This is a genomic window from Streptomyces sp. NPDC046876 (assembly GCF_040645035.1).
GTDB lineage: Bacteria > Actinomycetota > Actinomycetes > Streptomycetales > Streptomycetaceae > Streptomyces.
The window spans coordinates 1-25597 of sequence record NZ_JBEYXK010000098.1 but is presented as its reverse complement, the minus strand read 5'-3'; the positions used below and the strand labels follow the sequence as shown (position 1 = coordinate 25597).

The window sequence follows — 25597 nt, the reverse complement described above, 5'->3', positions numbered from 1 at the left end:
GCCTGTGCGCCTTTGACGCCCGCGCCCCGGCGCGAGTTAGCTACCGCTGCGCGGCAAATCCAGCCCGCGCGGCGTTTGAGCGCACCGGGCGCGAAGCGCCCGGGTCTTTCGGGTCCGGGGCGGAGCCCCGGTTTCGGGAAGGGGCGGGGCGGGGAGCGGCCCCGCGCAGCGGCCGGGCCCGCAGGGGCCCGGAACGGCCGGAGGGCCGGAGCAGGGTCGCTGCTCCGGCCCTCCGGGCCTCGTGTACCAAGCCGCGGCTCAGCCGATGCCGAGCTCGTCGTTGATGAACGACAGGACCTCATCGGCCGAGGCGTCCTCCAGCCGTTCGCCGACCGAGGCGGAACCGCCGCCGGACCCAGCGGGGGCACGCAGGCTGCGGAACCGCGCCAGCAGATCCTCCAGCCGCCCGGACACAGCCGCATGGGTGTCGTCGTCCAGCGCCACGTCGGGCAGGTACCCCTCCAGCCGGTCCAGCTCGGCCAGCACCGCGGCAGCGGGATCGCTCTGCTCGGGCGCGAGCTCCCCGTTCAGCAGGCGCGCCAGCGCCAGCGGCGTCGGGTGGTCGAACACGGCGGTGGCCGGCAGCCGCACCCCGGTCGCGGCGCCGAGCCGGTTGCGGAACTCGACGGCGGTCAGGGAGTCGAACCCGAGCTCCTTGAAGGAGCGGGTGGGTCCGACCGCGGCGGTTCCGGCGAAGCCGAGGACCGCCGCGGCGTAGGACTGGACGAGGTCGAGCAGCACGGTCTCCCACTCGTCGGCCGGCAGCGCCGCGAGCCGGGCCCGCAGCGCATCCCCCGCCGCACCGGCAGCCGCCGCCTCGGACGCGGCACCGGCCGCCGCCTGGGCGGTGGGCCGGGCGGGCCCGCGCACCAGGGACCGCAGCAGGTGCGGTACGGGGCTGCCGTCCGCGGCGGCGCGCAGCGCGGCCGTGTTGAGCCCGATCGGCACGAGCAGCGGATCGGCGGCGTCCCCGGCCCCCTGGGCGGCGGCCAGCGTGGCGGAGAGCAGCTCCAGCCCCTGCTCGGGGGTGAGCGGGCGGATGCCGGAGCGGGCCAGGCGGGCCCGGTCGGCGTCGTCGAGGTGCCCGGTCATCCCGCTGGGCTCGGCCCACAGCCCCCAGGCCAGGGACAGGCCCGGCAGGCCGGTGGCCCGGCGGTGGGCGGCGAGGGCGTCGAGGTAGGCGTTCGCGGCGGCGTAGTTGGCCTGGCCGGCATTGCCGAAGACGCCCGCGGAGGAGGAGAACAGGACGAACGCGTCCAGGTCCAGCCCGGCGGTCAGCTCGTGCAGGTGCTGCGCGGCCTCGGCCTTGGGGGCGAGGACGGCGGCGAGCTTCTCGGGGGTGAGCCGGCCCAGGGTGGCGTCGTCGAGCACACCGGCCGCGTGCACCACGGCACTCACCTGGTGCTCGGCCAGCAGCGCCGCAACAGCATCCCGGTCGGCCACATCACAGGCCGCCAGCACCACGGACGACGCCCCCGCGGCCTCGAGCTCCGCAGCCAGCTCACGGGCCCCCGGAGCCTCGGCGCCCCGACGCCCGACCAGCACCAGGCTCCGCACCCCGTGCTCGGCCACCAGATGACGGGCGGTCAGCGCACCCAGCCCACCGGTACCACCGGTGATCAGGACGGTGCCGTCCTCCCGCCACAGCGGCGCCGGGCCCTGCGGCGCGGCCGGCACCTCGGCCCGCGTCAGCCGCGGTACGAGGACGGCGCCGTCGCGCAGCGCGAACTCGGGCTCCCCGGTCGCCAGGGCGGCGGCGAGCAGGCCCGCGTCGGGGACGTCGGTGCCGATGTCGGCGAGGACGATCCGGCCGGGGCTCTCGGACTGGGCGGCGCGCACGAGGCCGTGCACGGCGGCCTGGGCGAGGTCGGCGATGTCCTCTCCGGGCCCGGTGGCGACGGCGCCGCGGGTGACGACGACCAGGCGGGCCGTGTCGGTGCGCGGGTCGGCGAGCCAGACCTGGAGGTCGCCCAGGGTCTGCATGACGGTGTCCTCGATGCCGGACTGCCAGTGCACCGGGGTCAGGACGGTGCCGACGCCGTCGAGCTCGTCGGTGCCGTAGATCTCCGGCAGGCCCGGGAACAGCGGGTCGTCGCCGAAGACGGCCCAGTCGTCCGGCACTGCGGTGTCCGGGTCGGTGGCCACCGGCGTCCAGGACAGCGCGAACAGGCTGTCGCGGTACGGGCTGCCGGTGTCGGCGGCCAGCTTGGCCAGCGCGTCGGCGGGCAGCCGGCGCAGCTGGAGGGCGTCGATGGTGGCGACCGGGTTGCCCTGGGCGTCGGCGGCGCTGAGCGTGACCGATTCCCCTCCCGCCGCGGCGATCCGGATGCGCAGGGCGCCGGCGCCGCTGCTGTGCAGGGTGACCCCGGAGAAGGAGAACGGCAGCCACGGTCCGGGGGCCTCGCCCTCCTCGGCGGTGACGAAGGAGCCGAGGGCGATGCCGTGCAGGGCGGCGTCGAGCAGCGCCGGGTGCAGCCCGTAGTCGGCGGCTGCGGGGGCCGCGTCGAGCGGGAGCGCGATGTCGGCGTACAGGGAGCCGTCCCCGCCGCGCCAGGCGGTGCGCAGGCCCCGGAAGAGCGGGCCGTAGTCGAGGCCGAGGGCGGCCAGGCCGGTGTAGAGGCCGTCGGTGTCGACGGGCTCGGCGCCGGGCGGCGGCCACTGGGTGAGGTCGGCGGCGGGCGCGGCCGCCCGGTCGCCGACCCAGCCGGTGGCGTGCCGCGTCCACGGGTCGTCGGGCTCGGCGTCGTGGGCGCGGGACCAGACGTGGACGGGGCGGGCCCCGTCGGCGGCGGGCGCGTCCACGAGGACGCGCAGCTGGACCTCGCCGTGTTCGGCCAGGACGAGCGGGGCCTCCAGGGTGAGGTCGGCGAGGTGGCCGCAGCCCGCCTCGTCGCCCGCGTACCCGGCCAGTTCGACCAGGGCGGTGCCCGGGACGAGGACGATCCCGCCGACGGCGTGGTCGGCCAGCCAGGGCTGGGCGGCGAGCGACAGACGGCCCGTCAGGAGCAGTCCGTCCCGGTCGGGCAGGGCGACGGCCGCGCCGAGCAGCGGGTGGGCGGCGTCGCGCTGGCCGACGGCGGCCGGGTCGGCCGCGCCGGCGGCGGTGGGCTCCAGCCAGTACCGCTCGCCCTGGAAGGGGTAGGTGGGCAGCGGGACGCGCGCCGCGCCGGGCGCGGGGGCCGGCAGGACGGCCGCCCAGTCGGGGCGGACGCCGTGCGCGACGAGCCGGCCGAGGGAGGCCAGGACCCGGGTGCGGTCGCCCTGGTCGCGGCGCAGGGTGCCGGTGGTGACGGTGTCCTCGGCGTGCCCGGCGTCGGCCAGGGTGTCCTGGACGCCGACGGTCAGCACCGGGTGGGGGCTGCACTCGACGAAGACGGTGTGCCCGCTCTCGGCGAGGGCCCGAACGGCCGGTTCGAAGCGGACGGTGTGGCGCAGGTTCTCGTACCAGTAGGCGCCGTCCATGCCGCTGCCGTCGACGAGCCGGTCGTGGAGGGTGGAGTGCAGCGGGATCCGGCCCGCGCGGGGCCGTACGGGAGCCAGCAGCTCCGCGAGCTCCTCGCGCAGGGACTCCACGTGCGCCGAGTGGGAGGCGTAGTCCACGTCGATGCGGCGGGCCCGGATCCCGCGCTGCTCGCAGGCGGCGACCAGCGCCTCGAGGGCGTCGGGGTCTCCGGAGACCACGGTGGAGGCGGGCCCGTTGAGCGCGGCGACGGAGATCTGCCCGGGCCAGGCGGCGAGCAGGGCCTCGGTGTCGGCGGCGGACAGCGGTACGGAGACCATGCCGCCGGTGCCGGCGAGCCGGATCAGGGCCCGGCTGCGCAGGGCGACGACGCGGGCGGCGTCCTCCAGGGTGAGGGCGCCGGCCACGCAGGCGGCGGCGATCTCGCCTTGGGAGTGGCCGACGACGGCGGCCGGGACCACGCCGAGGGACTCCCACAGCGCGGCCAGGGAGACCATGACGGCCCACAGGGCGGGCTGCACCACGTCGACGCGGTCGAGGCCGGGGGCCCCGTCGGCGCCGCGCAGCACGTCGAGCAGCGACCAGTCGGTGTACGCGTCGACGGCTTCGGCGCAGGCGGTGAGCCGGTCGGCGAAGACCGGGGAGGTTTCCAGGAGTTCGCGGGCCATGCCGACCCACTGGGAGCCCTGGCCGGGGAAGACGAAGACGGTCTTGCCGGGCGGGATGGTAAGACCCTCCTCGGCGCCGGCGGCCGGGGTCCCCGCGGCGGTCCCTTCGAGGGCCGCCATCAGGGCCTCGGTGTCCTCGCCGACGAGGACGGCCCGGTGCTCGAAGTGGCTGCGGGTGGTGGCCAGCGCGCGCCCGACGGCGGCCGGGGCGTACGCGGTCGGCGCGGCGGCGAGCCGGTCGTGCAGCCGGCGGGCCTGCTCGCGCAGGGCCTGCTCGGTGCGGCCGGTGACCAGCCACAGGGCCGGCCCGTCCGCGGCGCCGTCGCCGTCGCCGTCCTGGACGCCATCGGCAGGGGTCTCGGCGACCGGGGCCGGGGCCGGGGCCTCCTCCAGGATGACGTGGGCGTTGGTCCCGCTGAAGCCGAAGGCGGAGACGCCGGCGCGGCGCACCGCGTCCTCGCTGCGCGGCCAGGGCCGGGCCTCGGTGAGCAGTTCGACGGAGCCGGCCGCCCAGTCGATGTGGGAGCTGGCCTCGTCCACGTGGAGGGTGGCGGGCAGTTCCTCGTGGCCGAGGGCCTCGACCATCTTGATGACGCCGGCGATGCCGGCCGCCGCCTGGGTGTGGCCGAGGTTGGACTTGACCGAGCCCAGCCACAGCGGCCGGTCCTCGGGCCGGTCCTGCCCGTACGTGGCGATCAGCGCCTGCGCCTCGATCGGGTCGCCGAGCCTGGTGCCGGTGCCGTGCGCCTCGACGGCGTCGACGTCGCCGGTGGTCAGGCCGGCCGCGGCCAGGGCCTGGCGGATGACCCGCTGCTGGGAGGGCCCGTTGGGGGCGGTCAGGCCGTTGCTGGCGCCGTCCTGGTTGAGGGCGGAGCCGCGGACCACGGCGAGGACGTCGTGCCCGTTGCGCTGTGCGTCGGAGAGCCGCTCGACGAGGACCATGCCGACGCCCTCGGCCCAGCCGGTGCCGTCGGCGGACTCGGCGAAGGCCTTGCAGCGGCCGTCGGCGGCGAGGCCGCGCTGGCGGCTGAAGTCGACGAAGGTGTCGGGGCTGGCCATGACGGTGACACCGCCGGCCAGCGCGAGGTCGCACTCGCCGCGCTGCAGGGCCTGGACGGCCATGTGCAGGGCGACCAGCGAGGAGGAGCAGGCCGTGTCGACGGTGACGGCAGGGCCCTCCAGGCCGAGCACGTAGGAGATGCGGCCGGAGGCGACACCGCCGGAGGTGCCGGTGCCGAGGAAGCCCTCGACGCCGTCGGGCAGGTTGGCGTAGCCGGAGCCGTTTCCGTAGTCGTGGTAGATCAGGCCGGCGAAGACGCCGGTGGAGCTGCCGCGCAGCGTGTACGGGTCGAAGCCGGCGCGCTCCAGGGCCTCCCAGGAGGTCTCCAGCAGCAGGCGCTGCTGCGGGTCCATGGCGAGGGCCTCGCGCGGGCTGATCCCGAAGAACGTGGCGTCGAACAGCGGGGCGTCGGGCAGGAAGCCGCCCTGGTCGGTGTAGGTGGTGCCGGGCCGGGTGGCGGTCGGGTCGACGAGCGCCTCCAGGTCCCAGCCGCGGTCGGTGGGCATGGCGCCCATGGCGTCGCCGCGGCCGGCCAGCAGCTTCCACAGGTCCTCGGGCGAGCGGACGCCGCCGGGGAACCGGCAGGCCATGGAGACGATCGCGATCGGCTCGTCGGCTGCGGCGGCCGGGCCGCGGCCGTCGGCCGCGACGGGACCGCTCTGCCCGCACAGTTCGTCACGCAGGAACGTGGCGAGCACGTCGGGCGCCGGGTAGTCGAAGACGAGCGTGGCCGGCAGCCGCAGCCCGCAGGCCGCGCCGAGCCGGTTGCGGAACTCCACGCCGGTCAGCGAGTCGAAGCCGAGGTCCTTGAAGGCGAGCGCCGGGTCGACCGCCTCGGGTCCGGCGTGGCCGAGGACGGCCGCCGCACTGGCCCGGACCAGGGTGAGGAGCTGCTCGTACTGCTCGGCCGGGCCGACCTGGGCGAGCTGCGCCGCGAGCAGGCCGGTGTCGGCCTTCGGGGCGCTGCGCGCGGTGCGCCGGGCGGGGGTGCGTACGAGGGCCCGCAGCAGCGGCGGGACCTCCTCGGGGGCGGCGGAGGCGGGCAGGTCCAGCACGATCGGGACGAGCGCCGCGTCCGACAAGGAGGCGGCCGTGTCGTACAGGGCGAGGCCGGTCTCCGCGGTGAGGGCGGCGGATCCGGAGCGGGCCAGGCGGGACCGCTCGGCCTCGTCGAGGGTGTCGGCCATGCCGCCGCCCTCGGCGGCCCACAGGCCCCAGGCCAGCGACTGGCCGGGCAGGCCCTGGGCGCGGCGGTGCGCGGCGAGCGCGTCGAGGTAGGCGTTGGCGGCGGCGTAGTTGGCCTGTCCGGCGTTGCCGAAGACACCGGCCGCGGAGGAGAACAGCACGAACGCCGACAGGTCGGCGAGCCGGGTCAGCTCGTGCAGGTTGCGGGCCGCCTCCACCTTGGGGGCGAGGACGCGGTCCAGCCGCTCGGGGGTGAGGGCTTCCAGGACGCCGTCGTCGAGGACGCCGGCGACGTGCACGACCGCGGTCAGCGGGTGCGCCGGGTCGATCGCGGCGAGCGTCGCGGCCAGCGCCTGACGGTCGGCGGCGTCGCAGGCGACCACCTCGGCGGTGGCGCCGAGGCCGGCGAGCTCGGCGACGAGTTCGGCTGCGCCCGGCGCGGCGGCGCCGCGGCGGCTGGCGAGCAGCAGCCGGCCGGCCCCGTACCGGGTGACGAGGTGCTTGGCGACGAGCCCGCCGAGCGCGCCGGTCGCGCCGGTGACCAGGACGGTGCCGTCGGCGGCGAGCGGGGCGGGCACGGTCAGGACCAGCTTGCCGACGTGCTTGGCCTGCCCGATGAGGCGGAACGCCTCGGGGGCCTGGCGGACGTCGAAGGCGGTGACGGGCAGCGGGGCGAGGGCTCCGCTGTCGAACAGCTCCAGCAGCGCCGCGTACATCTCCTGGATGCGCTCGGGGCCGGCGTCCATGACGTCGAACGCCCGGTAGGTGACGCCCGGGTGGGCGGCGGCGACCTCGTCCGCGTCGCGGATGTCGGTCTTGCCCATCTCGACGAAGCGGCCGCCGCGCGGCAGCAGCCGCAGCGAGGCGTCGACGAACTCGCGGGCGAGGGAGTCCAGGACCACGTCCATGCCGCGGCCGCCGGTGGCGTCGAGGAACTCCTGCTCGAAGTCGAGGGTGCGGGAGTTCGCGATCCGCGCCGGGTCCACGCCATTGGCCTTGACGGCGTTCCACTTGCCGGGGCTGGCCGTGCCGTACACCTCGGCGCCGAGGTGCCGGGCGAGCTGGACGGCGGCGGTGCCGACACCGCCCGCGGCGGCGTGGATGAGGATGGACTCCCCGGCGCGCAGCCCGGCGAGGTCGGTGAGCGCGTAGTAGGCGGTGAGGTAGACGACCGGCGCGGCCGCGGCCTCGGGATAAGTCCACGCAGCCGGCATCTTCGACACCAGCCGGTGGTCGACGACGGCGAGCGGGCCGAACGCCCCGGAGAACAGGCCCATCACCCGGTCGCCGACCGCGAACCGGTCCACGCCCGGCCCGGTCTCGACGACGACGCCCGCGGCCTCGAGGCCGAGCCGGCCCGCGTCGCCCGGGTACATGCCGAGCACGTTGAGCACGTCGCGGAAATTGAGGCCGGCGGCGCGCAGCGCGACCCGGATCTGGCCGGGGGCCAGCGGTTCGGCGGCCTCGGCGAAGTCGGCCACGTACAGGCTGTCGAGGGTGGTGCCGGAGAAGTCGAGCCGCCACGGCGCCTCGCCCTCGGGCAGGGTGAGCGTGTCGTCGGCGGCGCGCACGAGGCGGGCCGCGTGGAGGCTGCCGGAGCGCAGCGCCAGCTGCGGCTCCCCGGCGGCGAGCGCGCCGGGCAGGGCCTGAAGGGAGGCCGGGCTGTCGTCGAGGTCGACGAGGACGATCCGCTCGGGGTGCTCGGACTGCGCCGAGCGGGCCAGCCCGACGACGGCCGCGGCGGCCGGGTCGGGCAGCCGGTCCCCGGCGACGGCAGCGACGGCGCCCCCGGTGACGAGGACGAGGCGGGCTCCGGCCGGGTGCTCGGCGCCCAGCCACTCCTGGAGCAGCGCGAGCGCCTCGTGTACGGCGTCGCGGGCGTCGAGTCCGGCGGTGGTGAACGTGGCGAAGGCGAGGTCGGCGCCGCCCGCGGCGGCGGCCGGGGAGCCGGCCCCGGCGAGGGCCGCGGCCAGGCCGAACGGGTCCTCGCCGAGCACCTCGTACGTGAAGGACCCGCCCGCGCCTGTGTCGGCGGCCGGGACCGGGGTGAGGGGCCAGTCGAGCCGGTACAGCGACTCGTGGCGGCGGCCCGCACCGGAGCCGCCGGCGGCGAACTGCTCGGTGGCCAGCGCCCGCAGGGTGAGCGAGCCGACCTCGGCGACGGGGGCGCCGGTGGCGTCGGCGAGCTGCAGGGACACCCCGGAGCCGGTGGCGGCCCGGGACACCCGCACGCGCAGGGCCTGCGCCCCGGCCGCGTGCAGGCTGACGTCGCTCCACGCGAACGGCAGCTGCGGGCCCTCGCCGTCGGCCACGAACGAGCCGAGGCCGAGCGCGTGCAGGGCGGCGTCGAGCAGGGCCGGGTGGAGGCCGAAGCCGCCGGTGTCGCTGCCCTCGGGCAGGGCGACCTCGGCGTACACGTCCTCGCCGAGGCGCCAGGCGGCGTGCAGGCCCTGGAACACCGGCCCGTACTCCAGGCCCAGGCCGGCGAGGTCGCCGTACAGGGAGCCGACGTCGACGGACTCGGCGCCCGCCGGCGGCCACGCGGTGAAGTCGAAGGCGGGACGGGCGCCCGCCGGGGCGAGGGTGCCGTCGGCGTGGCAGGTCCACGGCTCGTCGTCGAGCGCGTCCTCGGCCCGCGAGGCGCCCTCTGCTTGAGAAAAAATGGTCACGGGCCGCACGCCCTGCCCGTCGGCCTCGCCGACCATCACGCGCAGTACGGCGGCACCCTGCTCGCCCAGGACCAGCGGGGCCTGGAGCGTGAGGTCCTGTACGACACCGCAGCCGACCTGGTCGCCGGCGCGGACGGCGATGTCCACGAGGGCGGCGCCGGGGACGATGACGGTCCCGGCGACGGCGTGGTCGGCGAGCCACGGGTGCGTGGTCAGGGCCAGGCGGCCGGTGAGCACGACGGCATCGGAGTCGGGCAGGGCGATGGCTACGGAGAGCAGCGGGTGCCCGGCGGTCCGCAGGCCGTGGGCGCCCGCGTCACCCGCCCGCAGCGGGGAGGTGCGCGGCCAGTACCGCCGGTTCTGGAAGGCGTACGTGGGCAGCCCCGCGACCGGCTGCACGGAGGTGTCCCCGTAGAAGGCGGGCCAGTTGACGGCGGTGCCGTGCAGGTGGAGCCGCGTGACGGCCTCGGTCAGGCCCTGCGCCTCGGAGCGGTCGCGGCGCACGGCCGGGACGGCGGTGGCGCCCGCGTCGAGGGACTCGCCGGCCATGGCGGTGAGCACCGCGTCCGGGCCGAGCTCGAAGAAGGTGGTGACGCCCTGACCTTGGAGCGTGTTCACGGCATCCGCGAAACGGACGGCCTCGCGGACGTGCCGCACCCAGTACTGCGGGTCGGACAGCTCCTCGTAGGAGGCGGCCTGCCCGGTCAGCGTGGAGACGATGGCCAGCTGCGGCTCGGAGTACGCCAGCCCGGCCGCCACCTCGCGGAACTCGTCGAGCATCGGCTCCATCAGCGGCGAGTGGAACGCATGGCTGACCACCAGCCGCTTGGTCTTCCGCCCGGCCTCCGCGAAGTGCGCAACGACCGTCTCGACGGCGGCTTCGGCACCCGACACAACCAGCGAAGTCGGCCCGTTGACGGCGGCAATGCCAACGCCCTCCGTCAGAACGGCGCGCACTTCCTCCTCGGTGGCCTGGACCGCGGCCATGGCCCCGCCCTCGGGCAGCGCCTGCATCAGACGACCGCGAGCGGCGACCAGCCTGGCGGCGTCCTCAAGGGACCACAGGCCGGCCACATGCGCGGCAGCCAGCTCACCGATCGAATGCCCGGCAAGCGCATCGGCCCGCACGCCCCACGCCTCCACGAGCCGGTACAGCGCGACCTCGATCGCGAAGAGTGCAGGCTGCGTGTACTCGGTCCGGTTGAGGTCGGTGGCGTCCTCGTCGAACAGCACCTCCTTCAACGGCCGCTCCAGGTGCGCGTCCAGCGCGGCGCACACCTCGTCCAGCGCAGCCGCGAAGACGGGGTACTGCGCATACAGCTCGCGCCCCATCCCGGCCCGCTGGCTGCCCTGCCCCGTGAACAGGAACGCGGTCAGCGCCCCGCCCCCGGCCGGAGCCATCGCCTGGAACGGGCTCTGGCCCGCTGCGATGGCGTCCAGCCCGGACAGCAGCGCCTCCCGGTCCTCGGCCACGACGGCGGCGCGGTGGGTGAACGCGGCCCGCTGCGTGGCCAGGGTCAGGCCCAGGGCGGTCGGGTCGAGCTCGGGCCGTGCGGCCACGAATGCGCGCAGCCGCGCAGCCTGCTCGCGCAGCGCCTCGGCGCTCTTCGCGGAGACCAGCCACGGCACCACCGGCAGGACGGCGGGCGAGGCCGCATCGGCGGCCTCCGTCTCCTCGGCCGGGGCTTCCTCCACGATGACGTGGGCGTTCGTACCGCTGATGCCGAAGGAGGAGACACCGGCGCGGCGGGTCCGCTCACCGGCCGGCCACGGCCGGGCCTCGGTGAGGAGTTGGACGGCGCCGGCCTCCCAGTCGACGTGGCTGCTGGGCGCGTCCACGTGCAGGGTGCGCGGCAGCTCCTCGTGGTGGAGCGCGAGGACCATCTTGATGATGCCCGCGACACCGGCGGCGGCCTGCGTGTGACCCAGGTTGGACTTGACCGACCCCAGCCACAGCGGCTGGTCATCGGCCCGGTCCTGGCCGTAGGTGGCGAGCAGCGCCTGCGCCTCGATGGGGTCGCCGAGCTTCGTGCCGGTGCCGTGCGCCTCGACCGCGTCGACCTGGGCGGCGGAGATCCGCGCCCCGGCCAGGGCCTGGCGGATGACCCGCTGCTGGGCGGGGCCGTTGGGCGCGGTGAGCCCGTTGCTGGCGCCGTCCTGGTTGATGGCGGAGCCGCGTACGACGGCGAGCACCCGGTGCCCGTTCTTCCGCGCGTCCGACAGCTTCTCCAGCAGGAGCATGCCGGCGCCCTCGCCCCAGCCGGTGCCGTCGGCGGCCTCGGCGAACGGCTTGCAGCGGCCGTCGGGGGCCAGGCCCCGCTGCCGGCTGAAGTCGATGAACGTGTCGGGGGTGGCCATCACGGTGACGCCGCCGGCCAGCGCCAGCGAGCACTCACCGCTGCGCAGGGCCTGCGCGGCGAGGTGGACGGCGACCAGCGAGGAGGAGCAGGCGGTGTCGACGGTGACGGCCGGGCCCTCGAAGCCGAAGGAGTACGCGACGCGGCCGGAGGCGATGCTGCCGCCGACGCCGAGGAAGCCCTCGACCTCGTCGGTGGCGTTGGCGAGCACCTCGCTGTAGTCGCCGTACATGACACCGGCGAAGACGCCGGTCGACCGGCCGCGGGCGCTCGCCGGGTCGATGCCGGCCCGCTCGAAGGCCTCCCAGGAGGTCTCCAGCAGCAGCCGGTGCTGCGGGTCCATGGCGAGGGCCTCGCGCGGGCTGATCCCGAAGAACGCGGGGTCGAAGTCCGCGGCCCGGTCGAGGAACCCGCCGTGGCGGGAGTAGGTCTTGCCTGCCGCGTCCGGGTCGGGGTCGTAGATGCCCTCGGTGTCCCAGCCTCGGTCCTCGGGGAAGGCGGAGACCCCGTCCCCGCCCGCTGCGAGCAGCTGCCACAGCTCGTCCGGGGACGTCACGCCGCCCGGATAGCGGCAGGCCATGCCGACGATGGCGATCGGCTCGTGTGCCGCGCCGGCCAGCTTGCGGTTCTGCTCGCGCAGGCGCTCGGTCTCCTTGAGGGAGGCACGCAGAGCCTCGACGATCTTTTCGTTCGGTGCAGACACCTTTACCCCACCCAATCCGCGTCATCGGAAGTCATCAGAAGTCAGATCCTTCGAGTGCCATCGCGATGAGGCGCTCTGCATCCATCTCGTCGATCAGTTCGCCCGCGTCGGCCGCCGGGTCCCCGTCCTCCGGGGACGGCCCGGCGCCGTCGGGCCGGTGGCCCGCCAGTTCGAGCAGCGTCTCCAGGAGTCCGGAGTCCCGCAGTCGGGACAGCGGGATGGAGAGCAGCGAGGCCCGCACGCTCTCCTCGTAGTCCCCGGCCCCGGCATCGCTCTCGGGTGCCACCTCCGCCAGGACGAAGGCGGCCAGTTCCCGGGGGGTCGGGTGGTCGAAGACCACGGTGGCGGGCAGCCGGAGACCGGCGGCCGCACCCAGGCGGTTGCGGAATTCGACCGCGGTCAGCGAGTCGAACCCGAAGTCCTTGAACGGCTTGTCCGGCACCACGTCGTGGGCGCTGCCCAGGTTGAGGACGGCGGCCGCTTCCTTGCTGACCAGGTCCAGTACGGTGCGCTGCCGGTCGGCGGCCGGCAGGGCGGCCAGTCGGGCCGCCAGGTCGGAGCCGCCCGCCGGGCCGCTGCCGCCGGCGGCGGCCGTGGACCGCCGGACCGGGGTGCCGCGTACCAGCAGCTTCAGCAGGGCCGGTACGCCGCCTTCGCCCGCGGCGCCCGCGAGGGCGCCGGCATCGAGGCCGGCCGGGACGAGCAGGGCCCGTCCGGTGGCCGGGGCGGCGTCGAGCAGGCCGAGGCCTTCCTCCGTGCCCAGGGGGCGGACCCCGGAGCGGGCCATGCGCCGGATGTCGGCCTCGGCGAGCTCCGCGCCCATGCCGCCGGCCTCGGGGGACCACAGGCCCCAGGCCAGGGACAGCCCGGGCAGGCCGTGGGCCCGCCGGTGGGCGGCGAGTCCGTCGAGGTAGGCGTTGGCCGCGGCGTACGCGCCCTGGCCGGGCCCGCCGAGTACACCGGCGGCGGAGGAGAACAGCACGAACGCGTCCAACTCCTGCCCGGCGGTCAGCTCGTGGAGGTGCCGGGCGGCATCGGCCTTGGGCGCGAGAACCTTGGCCACGCGCTCCGCGCTCAGCGAGCCGATCGTCGCATCGTCGACCACACCCGCCGCATGGAACACAGCGGTAACGGGGTGCTCGGCGAGCAGCGCCGCCACGGCCTCCCGGTCGGCGACATCACAGGCCGCAAGCACCACAGCCGCACCCGCAGCCTCGAGCTCCGCAGCCAGCTCACCAGCCCCCGGAGCATCAGCACCCCGACGTCCGACCAGCACCAGGCTCCGCACCCCGTGCTCGGCGACCAAGTGACGGGCGGTCAGTGCACCCAGCCCACCGGTACCACCGGTGATCAGGACGGTCCCACCCTCCCGGAACACCGGCGCCTGGGCGTCGGCGTCCGGGACGGCGCGCACCAGCCGCGGCGCGTGGAACGCACCCGCGCGCAGCGCCAGTTCCGGTTCCCCGGTGGCCAGCGCGGCCGCGGTCTGTTCGGCGGTCGGCGCCTCCTCGGCGTCGAGGAGGACGATCAGCCCGGGGTGCTCGGCCTGCGCGGCCCGCACCAGGCCGGTCACGGCCGCCTGCGCCAGGTCGGTGACGTCCTCGCCGGGCAGTACGGCCACCGCACGGCCGGTCCGGACGAGCAGCTGCCGCCCCTGGTCCGCGCCGTTCCCGTCGCTCTGCCAGGACTGCAGCGCGGCCAGCACGGCCGCGACGGCCTCGCCGGTCGGGGCGTGCGCGGGAGCCACGCAGACCACCGGTTCCGCGGCCGGCGCACCCTCGGCGGCAGCCACGGGCCCGGGCACCGGCACCCAGTCCAGGCCGTGGAGCGCATCCAGCCGGCGCCGTACGAGGTCACCGCCGGCCAGCGGGCGCAGCAGCAGCGCACCCACCGAGGCGACGGGCGCACCCGTCGAGTCGGCCAGCTGCAGCGCGGCCTGCCCGGGGGTCCCGGTGGGGCTGATCCGGACCCGCAGCTCGGAGGCACCCTGCGCGTAGAGGGCGACGTCCGACCAGGCGAACGGCAGGTGGGCCTGCCCGTCGTCGGGGGTGAACGCCCCGAGCCCGATCCCGTGCAGCGCCGCGTCCAGCAGCGCCGGGTGCAGCCCGAACCCGTCGAGCGGGGTCCCGGCGGGCAGCGCGACCTCGGCGAGGACCGCGTCCCCGTCGCGCCAGGCGGCGGTCACGCCCTGGAACAGCGGGCCGTACTCCAGCCCGAGCCCGGCCAGTGCGGCGTAGAGCCCGGCCGTGTCGATGGCCTCGGCTCCGGCCGGCGGCCAGGCCGCGAGGTCGAAGCCCGGTACGGGCCGTTCGGCACCGAGCAGGCCGTCCGCGTGCCGGGTCCAGCCGGCGTCGGGGGCGTCCTCGGGCCGCGAGTACACGGCCAGCGGACGCCCGCCGGTCGCCGCGTCGGGCGCACCCACCTGCACCCGCAGGGCCAGCGCACCGGACTCCTCCAGCACCACCGGGGCGTGCAGGGTCAGGTCCTCCAGGACCCCCGCGCCGACGTGGTCACCCGCACGGACGGCGATGTCCACGAGGGCGGCGCCGGGGACGATGACGGTCCCGGCGACGGCGTGGTCGGCGAGCCAGGGGTGGCTGCGCAGCGACAGCCGGCCCGTGAACAGGACCGCCTCGTCCTCGGGGAGTTCGACCACCGCACCCAGCAGCGGGTGCCCGCCGCCTGTCTGCCCGAAGGCGGAGGCGTCGCCACTGCCCGCGCCGGTGTCGGCGAGCCAGTACGGCGCGTGCTGGAAGGCGTACGTGGGCAGGTCCACGGTGAGGGCGCCGGTGCCCGCGAAGAACGCGGCCCAGTCGACCACCACCCCGTGGGCGTGCAGCCGGGCCACCGCCTCGGCGGGACCCTGCGCCTCGGGCCGGTCACGGCGGACCGCGGGGACCGCCACGGACTCCGCGTCGAGGGACTCGGCGGCCATGGCGGTGAGCACCGCGTCCGGGCCGAGCTCCAGGAACGTGGTGACGGACTGCCCCTGCAGCGTGGACACGGCATCCGCAAAGCGGACGGCCTCGCGGACGTGCCGCACCCAGTACTGCGGGTCGGAGAGCTCCTCGTACGAGGCCGGCTTGCCGGTCAGCGTGGACACGATCGGCAGCCGGGGGTCGTCGTAGGCCAGCCCGGCGGCGATCTCCCCGAACTCGGCGAGCATCGGCTCCATCAGCGGCGAGTGGAACGCATGGCTGACCACCAGCCGCTTGGTCTTCCGACCGGCCTCCGCGAAGTGCGCAACGACGGCCTCGACGGCGGCTTCGGTGCCGGAGACGACCAGGGAGGTCGGCCCGTTGACGGCGGCGATACCGACCCCGTCGGTCAGGACGGCGCGCACTTCCTCCTCGGTGGCCTGGACGGCGGCCATGGCCCCACCGGCGGGCAGCGCCTGCATCAGCCGACCCCGAGCGGCAACCAGCCGTGCAGCATCCTCAAGCGACCACAGCCCGGCCACGTGCGCGGCAGCCAGCTCACCGATCGAGTGCCCGGCGAGCGCGTCAGCGCGCACGCCCCAGGCCTCGACCAGCCGGAACAGCGCCACCTCCACCGCGAACAGTGCGGGCTGGGTGTACTCGGTCCGGTTCAGATCAGCCGGATCCTCATCGAACAGCACGTCCTTGAGCGGCCGCTCAAGGTGCTCGTCGAAGGCCGCGCACACCTCGTCCAGCGCACCCGCGAACACCGGGTACTGCGCGTACAGCTCACGCCCCATCCCGGCCCGCTGGCTTCCCTGGCCCGTGAACAGGAAGCCCAGCCGCGTGCCCGCCGCGGTGGCCCGGAAGGCTCCGGCAGCAGTGGTGTCCTCCGCGGTGAGGGAGGTGAGCGCGGCCAGCAGGGACGCCCGGTCGCCGGCCACAGCCGCGGCCCGGTGCGTGAACGCGGTCCGTGCGGTGGCCAGGGTGTAGCCGATGTTGGTGGTGTCCAGGTCGGGGCGGCGGGTCAGGAGTTCCAGGAGGGCCGCGGCCTGGTCCCGTACGGCTCCGTGCGTCTTGCCCGACAGCAGCCAGGGCACGGCGGGCAGCCGGCGCGGGGCCGTGGCGGCCTCCGCGGTCTCGGCGGCCGGGGCCTCCTCGATGATGACGTGGGCGTTCGTCCCGCTGATGCCGAAGGAGGAGATACCGGCCCGGCGGCGGCGTTCCCCCGCGGGCCACTTCTGCGCCTCGGTCAGCAGCGAGACCGCACCCGCCGTCCAGTCCACGTGGCTGCTGGGCGCGTCCACGTGCAGGGTGCGCGGCAGCTCCTCGTGGTGCAGGGCGAGGACCATCTTGATGATGCCCGCGACACCCGCCGCGGCCTGCGTGTGACCCAGGTTGGACTTGACCGACCCCAGCCACAGCGGCCTGTCCTCGGACCGGTTCTGCCCGTACGTGGCGAGCAGCGCCTGCGCCTCGATCGGGTCGCCGAGCTTCGTGCCCGTGCCGTGCGCCTCGACCGCGTCGACCTCGTGGGCGGCGAGACGGGCGCTGGCCAGGGCCTGCCGGATGACTCGCTGCTGCGCCGGCCCGTTGGGGGCGGTCAGGCCGTTGCTGGCGCCGTCCTGGTTGATGGCCGAGCCGCGCACGACGGCGAGCACCCGGTGCCCGTTCTTCCGCGCGTCCGACAGCTTCTCCAGGAGCAGCATGCCGGCGCCCTCGCCCCAGCCGGTCCCGTCCGCCGCCTCCGCGAACGGCTTGCACCGGCCGTCGGGGGCCAGGCCCCGCTGACGGCTGAAGCCGACGAAGGTCTCCGGCGTAGCCATCACGGTGACGCCGCCGGCGAGCGCCATGCTGCACTCACCGCTGCGCAGGGCCTGTGCGGCCATGTGCACGGTGACCAGCGACGAGGAGCAGGCGGTGTCGACCGTCAGCGCCGGGCCTTCCAGGCCCAGTACGTAGGCGACGCGGCCGGAGGCGACGCTGCCCGAGCTGCCGGTCCCGAGGTATCCCTCCAGGTCCGCCGGGTACTGGCTGAGCCGGATGCCGTAGTCGTTGTACATGACGCCGGCGAAGACGCCGGTGGCCGTGCCCCGGGCCCCGGTGGGGTCGATGCCCGCGCTCTCGAAGGCCTCCCAGGCCGTCTCCAGCAGGAGGCGGTGCTGCGGGTCGGTGGCGAGGGCCTCGCGCGGGCTGATCCCGAAGAACGCGGGGTCGAAGTCCGCGGCCTGCGCCAGGAACCCGCCGTGCCGGGAGTACGTCTTGCCCGTGGCGTCCGGGTCCGGGTCGTACAGGGCCCCGGTGTCCCAGCCGCGGTCTTCGGGCAGGGCGGTGACGGCGTCGGTGCCCGCCGCGAGCAGCTCCCACAGCTGTTCGGGCGTGTTGACCCCGCCGGGGTAGCGGCAGGCCATGCCGACGATCGCGATGGGCTCGTCGGTCGCGGTCGCGGTCGCGGACGCCGCGGCGGGCGCGGCGGTGTCCGCCTCGTCCGGGGCGCCGAGGACCTCGGTGAGGAGGAAGTCGGCGACCGCGAGCGGGGTCGGGTGGTCGAAGACGAGCGTGGCGGGCAGCCGGATCCCGGCCGCGGCGCCGAGCGCGTTGCGGAACTCCACACCGGTCAGCGAGTCGACGCCCAGCTCGGCGAAGAGCGACTCGGCGGCCACCGCGTGCGGCCCGGCGAAGCCGAGGACGGCCGCGATGTGCGTACGGGTGAGCTCCAGCAGCACGTCCCGGCGCGCGGCGGCGTCGGGCAGGGCCGCCAGCCGCTCCGCGAGCGGGTTCCCGGCGGTGGCGCCGCCGGAGCCCGCGGCGGCAGCCGCCGTCCGTCGGACGGGGGTGCGGACCAGCGAGCGCAGCAGCGGCGCGGGCGGGGCCGCGGAGCGGGCTTGGGCGGCAAGGTCGAGGTGGATCGGCAGGACGTGGGCGTACGGGGCACCCAGCGCGGCGTCGAACAGGGCGAGGCCCTGCTCCGCGTCGAGCGCAAGCACCCCGGCCCGTGCCATGCGGTCCAGGTCGGCGGTGGTGAGGCCGGCGCCCATGCCGCCCGCGTCGGGGTGCCACAGGCCCCAGGCCAGGGACAGCCCGGGCAGGCCGTGGGCGCGGCGGTGGGTGGCGAGGGCGTCGAGGTAGGCGTTGGCGGCGGCGTAGTTGGCCTGGCCGATGCCGTCGAAGGTGCCGGCGGCGGAGGAGAACAGCACGAACGCGTCGAGCTCCTGCCCGGCGGTCAGCTCGTGCAGGTGCCGCGCCGCCGCGGCCTTCGGCGCCCATACGGCCGCCAGCTGCTCCGCGGTCAGCGACTCCACGGTCGCATCGGCGAGGACACCGGCGGTGTGGACGACCGCCGTCACCGGATACTGCGCGAGCAGCGCCGCAACGGCATCCCGGTCGGCCACATCACAGGCCGCCAGCACCACGGACGACGCCCCTGCAGCCTCGAGCTCCGCAGCCAGCTCACGGGCCCCCGGAGCATCAGCACCCCGACGCCCGACCAGCACCAGGCTCCGCACCCCGTGCTCGGCCACCAGGTGCCGCGCGGTCAGCGCACCCAGCCCACCGGTACCACCGGTGATCAGAACGGTCCCGCCCTCCCGGAACACCGGGGTCTCAACCCGGTCCGGGCTCGTACGGGCCAGCCGGGGAACGAAGAACTCGCCGCCCCGCAGCGCAAGTTCCGGAGCCCCGGCAGGGAGCACGGGCACCACACCGGAGTCGACATCGTCGTCGACATCGAGGAGGACGAAGCGGCCCGGGTGCTCGGCCTGCGCGGAACGCACCAGGCCCCACACCGCGGCGGTCTCCGGCTCGGCGATGTCCTCACCGGCCCGCACCGCCACCGCACCCCGGGTCCGGACCACCAGCGGCCCCGACTCCTGCCCGGCCTCATCGGCCAGCCACTCCCGCACCCGACCCAGTACCGCCACGGCCGCATCGGCGCCGGGAACGTCGTACACGGTGGCGTCCTGCACGGTCACCGTCTCGGCTGACGTCTCGCGGACCCACTCCACGTGGAAGAGGGCGTCGCGGGAGTACCGGCGTGCGCCGGACAGCTCGCCCGCGGCCACCGGCCGCAGCGACAGCGCGCCGACGGCGGCCACCGGGGCGCCCTGGGCGTCGGCGAGCTGCAGGGCGAACCCGCGGCCCTGCCCGGTGGGCGTGATCCGTACCCGCAGGGAGCCGGCTCCGGACGCGTACAGGGTGACGTCGGACCAGGTGAAGGGCAGTTCGGCCTCGCCGTTGTCACCCGCGTCGAGGGAGATGCCGTGCAGGGCGGCATCGAGGAGCGCCGGGTGCAGGGCGAAGCCGTCGACGGCGGTGTCCTGCGGCAGGCACACCTCGGCGAGGACCGCGTCCCCGTCGCGCCAGGCGCTGGTCACGCCCTGGAAGAGCGGCCCGTACTGCAGGCCGGTCGCGGCCAGGTCCTCGTAGAGGGAGCTGACGTCGATCGCTTCGGCGCCCGCCGGCGGCCATGCGGCCAGCGAGAACCCGGCCTCAGGGCGGTGGTCCACCAGCTCGCCGTGGGCGTGCCGGGTCCACTCGGCGTCGGGGGCGTCCTCGGCGCGCGAGTAGATGCCGACGGGGCGCTGCCCGGCCTCGTCGGGCCGGCCCACCTGGACGCGCAGAGCGAGAGCACCGCTCTCCTCCAGGACCAGGGGCGCGGACAGCGCGAGGTCCCGGAGTGCGCCGGCACCGACGTGGTCGCCGGCGCTGATCGCCAGATCCACGAGGGCCGAGGCGGGGACGATGACGGTCCCGCCGACGGCGTGGTCGGCGAGCCAGTTGTGCGTACGCAGCGACAGCCGCCCGGAGAAGAGCACCCCGTCGGAGTCGGGCAGTTCGACCGCCGCACCCAGCAGCGGGTGCCCGGCCTCGGCGAGACCGGCCGCCACGACGTTCCCGGCGCGCGCGCCCGGAGCGGGCCAGTAGTGCGCGTGCTGGAAGGCGTACGTGGGCAGGTCCACGACTCCGGTACGGGCCGCGCCGAAGAACGCGGCCCAGTCGACGGCGGTGCCCTGGGTGTGCAGGCGGGCGACGGCCTCGGTCAGGGCCTGCGCCTCGGGCCGGTCGCGGCGGACGGCGGGGATCGCCACGGACTCCTCACCGAGGGACTCGGCGGCCATGGCGGTGAGGACCGCGTCCGGGCCGAGCTCGAAGAAGGTGGTGACGCCCTGGCCCTGGAGCGTGGTCACGGCATCGGCGAACCGCACGGCCTCGCGGACGTGCCGCACCCAGTACTGCGGGTCGGAGAGCTCCTCGTACGAGGCCGGCTTGCCGGTCAGCGTGGACACGATCGGCAGCCGGGGCTCGTCGTAGGCCAGCCCGGCGGCGATCTCCCCGAACTCGGCGAGCATCGGCTCCATCAGCGGCGAGTGGAACGCATGGCTGACAACCAGCCGCTTGGTCTTCCGCCCGGCCTCCGCGAAGTGCGCAACGACGGCCTCGACGGCGGCTTCGGTGCCGGAGACGACCTGGGAGGTCGGCCCGTTGACGGCGGCGATACCGACCCCGTCGGTCAGGACGGCGCGCACTTCCTCCTCGGTGGCCTGGACGGCGGCCATGGCCCCACCGGCGGGCAGCGCCTGCATCAGCCGACCCCGAGCGGCAACCAGCAGAGCCGCGTCCTCGAGGGACCACAGCCCGGCCACGTGCGCGGCAGCCAGCTCACCAATGGAGTGCCCGGCGAGCGCGTCAGCGCGCACGCCCCAGGCCTCGACCAGCCGGAACAGCGCCACCTCCACCGCAAAGAGCGCAGGCTGCGTGTACTCGGTCCGGTTCAGATCAGCCGGGTCCTCATCAAAAAGAACATCCTTCAACGGCCGCTCAAGATGCGCGTCCAGCGCGGCGCACACCTCGTCCAGCGCAGCCGCGAAGACGGGGTACTGCGCGTAGAGCTCGCGCCCCATGCCGACCCGCTGGCTGCCCTGCCCCGTGAACAGGAAGGCGTTGCCCGAGCCCGCTGCCGTGCCCGCGATCGGGGCCGCGCCCGCGGCGACGGCCTCCAGGCCGACCAGCAGCCCGTCGCGGTCGGCGGCCACCACGGCCGCGCGGTGGGTGAACGCCGTCCGCTGGGTTGCCAGGGCCAGCCCCACGGCGGCCGGGTCGAGCTCGGGCCGTGCGGCCACGAACTCCCGAAGCCGCGCAGCCTGCTCGCGCAGGACGTCGGCGCTCTTCGCCGAGACCAGCCACGGTACGACCGGCAGGACGGCCGCCGAAGAGGGCGCCTCCTCGACCGCCGGGGCTTCCTCCACGATGACGTGCGCGTTCGTACCACTGATGCCGAACGACGAGACGCCCGCACGCCGGACCCGCTCACCGGCCGGCCAGGGCCGGGCCTCGGTCAGCAGGGAGACCTCGCCCTCGCTCCAGTCGACGTGGCTGCTGGGGGCGTCGACGCCGAGGGTCATCGGCAGGGTCTCGTGGCGCAGGGCCTCGACCATCTTGATGATGCCCGCGACACCGGCGGCGGCCTGGGTGTGGCCCAGGTTGGACTTCACCGACCCGAGCCACAGCGGCTGGCCGCCTTCCGGCCGGTCCTGGCCGTACGTGGCGAGCAGCGCCTGCGCCTCGATCGGGTCACCGAGCCGCGTACCGGTGCCGTGGCCCTCCACCGCGTCCACATCGGCCGCGGTGAGGTGGGCGGAGGCCAGAGCCTGCCGGATGACCCGCTGCTGCGCGGGCCCGTTGGGCGCGGTCAGGCCGTTGCTGGCGCCGTCCTGGTTGACCGCCGAGCCGCTGACGACGGCCAGAACCCGGTGGCCGTTCCTCCGGGCGTCGGAGAGCTTCTCCAGAACGAGGACACCGACGCCCTCGCCCCAGCCGGTGCCGTCGGCGGCCTCCGCGTAGGGCTTGCAGCGGCCGTCGGCGGCAAGGCCCCGCTGCCGGCTGAAGTCCACGAACGTGTCCGGAGTCGACATCACGGTCACACCACCGGCCAGCGCCAACGAGCACTCACCACTGCGCAGCGCCTGACCGGCCAGGTGCACGGCCACCAGCGACGAGGAGCACGCGGTGTCGACGGTGACGGCCGGCCCCTCCAGGCCGAGCGCGTACGAGACGCGGCCGGAGGCGATGCTGCCGCCGACGCCCATGAACCCTTCGGTGTTGTGGTGGTCGGACTGCTCCAGGACGACCGAGTAGTCGTGGTACATGACGCCCGCGAAGACGCCGGTCGCCGTGCCCCGGGCGCTCGCCGGGTCGATGCCCGCGCGCTCCAGGGCCTCCCAGGAGGTCTCCAGGAGCAGCCGGTGCTGCGGGTCCATGGCGAGGGCCTCGCGCGGGCTGATCCCGAAGAAGACCGGGTCGAACTCGGCGGCGTCGTGCAGGAATCCGCCGTGCCGGGAGTAGGTCTTGCCGGCGGCGTCCGGGTCGGGGTCGTAGATGCCCTCGGTGTCCCAGCCGCGGTCCTCGGGGAAGGCCGAGATGCCGTCACCGCCGGCGGCGAGCAGCTGCCACAGGCCCTCGGGGGAGGTGATGCCGCCGGGGTAGCGGCAGGCCATGCCGACGATGGCGATCGGCTCGTCGGCACCGGCCGCGCCCGCGCCCGCGGCGGCGGCACCGGCGCCCGCGGCCGGGACGGGGAGCTGGTCGGCGGTGTCGCCGAGGAGCTCGATGCGGAGGAAGTCGGCGACCACGGCCGGCGTCGGGTAGTCGAAGACGAGCGTGGCGGGCAGCCGGATCCCGGCTTCGCCGGCGAGGCGGTTGCGGAACTCGACGGCGGTCAGCGAGTCGAAGCCGACCTCCTTGAACGGCCGGTCCGGGCTGACCTCGTGGGCACCCGAGTAGCCGAGGACGGCCGCGACGTGGCGGCGTACGAGGTCCAGCAGGAGGCGCTCGCGGTCGGCCGGGGCGAGCACGGCGAGGCGCTCGGCGAGCCCGGCGTCACCGCTGTCGGCGGCGGCCGCCGTGCGGCGTACGACGGCGGGCCGGACCAGGCCGCGCAGGATGGCGGGCAGGTCGGAGCGGCGGGCGCGCTGTTCGAGGGCGCGGGTGTCGAGGGCGGCGGGCAGCACCTGGGCGTGCGGCCCGGCGAGCGCGGCGTCGAGGAGGGCCATGCCCCGCTCGCTGCCCAGCGGCAGGACACCGGTGCGCGCCATGCGCTGGAGGTCGGCGGCCGTGAGGTCGGACGCCATGCCGCCGGCCTCGGGGTCCCACAGGCCCCAGGCCAGGGACAGCCCGGGCAGGCCGTGGGCCCGGCGGTGGGCGGCGAGTCCGTCGAGGTAGGCGTTGGCGGCGGCGTAGTTGCCCTGCCCGGAGCCGTCGAACGTACTGGCGGCGGAGGAGTAGAGCACGAACGCGTCGAGCTCCTGCCCGGCGGTCAGCTCGTGGAGGTGCCGGGCGGCATCGGCCTTGGGCGCAAAGACCTTGGCCAGGCGCTCGCCGCTGAGCGAGCCGATCGTCGCATCGTCGACCACACCCGCCGCATGGAACACAGCGGTAACGGGGTGCTCGGCGAGCAGCGCCGCGACCGCATCCCGGTCGGCGACATCACAGGCCGCAAGCACCACGGACGACGCCCCCGCAGCCTCAAGCTCCGCAGCCAGCTCACGGGCCCCCGGAGCCTCCGCGCCCCGACGCCCGACCAGCACCAGGCTCCGCACCCCGTGCTCGGCCACCAGGTGCCGCGCGGTCAGCGCACCCAGCCCACCGGTACCACCGGTGATCAGAACGGTCCCGCCCTCCCGGAACACCGGGGCGGTGGCGGCAGGGGCGTCCGCCTCCGGAGTGGTCCGGACGAGCCGGGAGACGAACAGCTCCCCGCCCCGCAGGGCGATTTCGGGCTCACCGGCGGGCAGCGCCACAAGGCCCGCAACGTCGGTGCCAGTGTCGGTGTCGGTGTCGACGTCCAGGAGCACGAAGCGCCCCGGGTGCTCGGCCTGCGCGGCCCGGACCAGGCCCCACACGGCGGCCTGCACCGGGTCGGCGACGTCCGCGCCCTCCGCGGTGGCGACGGCGCCACGCGTGACGACGACCAGGCGGTCCTCCGTCTCCAGGTGCTCCTGCAGCCGGGTCAGGACGTACCCGACGGCCTCCTGGGCGCCGGCACCGGCCGGGACCTCGACGAGGACGCCCTCGTCGGCAGGCTCCGGGGCTGCGGGCAGCGGGGACCAGGCGACCCGGTACAGGTCGCGTACCTGCGCGGTGGCAGGTCCGGCGGTGTCCACGGCCCGCAGGGCGAGCGCGCCGACGGTGGCGAGCGGGCTGCCCTGGGCGTCGGCGATGTGCAGGGTCCAGTCGCCCCGGCCGGGCACGATCCGGACCCGGGCCGCACGCGCACCGGTGGCGTGCAGGGTGACGTCCGACCAGGTGAACGGCAGTTCGGCGGTCTCGTTGGCCAGGTCGGCCAGGGTGATGCCGTGCAGGGCGGCGTCGAGCAGCGCCGGGTGCAGGGCGAAGCCGTCGACGGCGGTGTCCTGGGGCAGCGACACCTCGGCGGCGATGGCGTCACCGTCGCGCCAGGCAGCGGTGACGCCCTGGAAGAGCGGCCCGTACTGGAGCCCGGCGGCGGCCAGCGAGGAGTACAGGGAGCTGACGTCGAGCGGCTCGGCGCCGGCCGGCGGCCAGGCGGTGAGGGCCTCGGGGGCCGCCGCGGCGGAGGCCGGGACGAGCGAACCCTCGGCGTGCCGGATCCACGGCTCGTCACCGATACGGGAGTACACGGCGAGGCTGCGCGGCTCCTCGCCGCCGACCTGGACGCGCAACTGCACCGAGGTGTCCGCCGGGACGACCAGCGGGGCCTGGAGGGTGAGGTCCTGGACGGTCCCGCAGCCGACGTGGTCGCCGGCCCGGACGGCCAGGTCGACCAAGGCGGCGCCGGGCAGGACGACGGTCCCGGCGACGGCGTGGTCGGCGAGCCACGGGTGGGTACGCAGCGAGAGCCGGCCGGTGAACAGGACCCCGTCGGAGTCGGGCAGTTCGACGGCCGCACCCAGCAGCGGGTGCTCGGCGTCGGCCAGCCCGACCGCAGCCACGTCGTGCAGGCCGCTGCCGTCGGCGTCGAGCCAGTACCGCTGGTGCTGGAAGGCGTACGTGGGCAGCTCGCACGGGGTGCGGGGGCCGCCGTGGAAGGCGGTCCAGTCGACCGCGATCCCGTGGATGTGGAGGCGGGCCAGCGCCTCGGCGATCGCCTGCGCCTCGCCCCGGTCCCGGCGGACCGCGGGAACCGCCACCGAGTCCGCATCGAGGGACTCGCCGGCCATTGCGGTGAGCACCGCGTCCGGGCCGAGCTCGAAGAAGGTGGTGACGCCCTGCCCCTGCAGCGTGGTCACGGCGTCGGCGAAGCGGACGGCCTCGCGGACGTGCCGCACCCAGTACTGCGGGTCGGACAGCTCCTCGTACGAGGCCGACTGCCCGGTCAGCGTGGACACGATCGGCAGGCTCGGCTCGGAGTACGTCAGCCGCCCGGCGACCTCCCCGAACTCGGCGAGCATCGGCTCCATCAGCGGCGAGTGGAACGCATGGCTCACCACCAGCCGCTTGGTCTTCCGCCCGGCCTCCGCGAAGTGCGCAACGACGGCCTCGACGGCAGCCTCGGCACCCGACACGACGACCGACGTCGGCCCATTGACGGCAGCGATACCGAC

The 25597-nt window shown here is 75.7% G+C and carries 2 protein-coding genes; both read right to left on the bottom strand.

The features are described 5' to 3' along the window. Positions 1–258 precede the first annotated feature (258 nt). Positions 259–12102, bottom strand: a complete 11844-nt coding sequence (locus tag ABZ924_RS31950; protein ID WP_361917584.1) for an SDR family NAD(P)-dependent oxidoreductase — start codon at positions 12100–12102, stop codon at positions 259–261. A 34-nt stretch (positions 12103–12136) separates the two neighbouring features. Continuing rightward, positions 12137–25591, bottom strand: a complete 13455-nt coding sequence (locus ABZ924_RS31945; protein WP_361917587.1) for an SDR family NAD(P)-dependent oxidoreductase — start codon at positions 25589–25591, stop codon at positions 12137–12139. Positions 25592–25597: the final 6 nt, after the last annotated feature.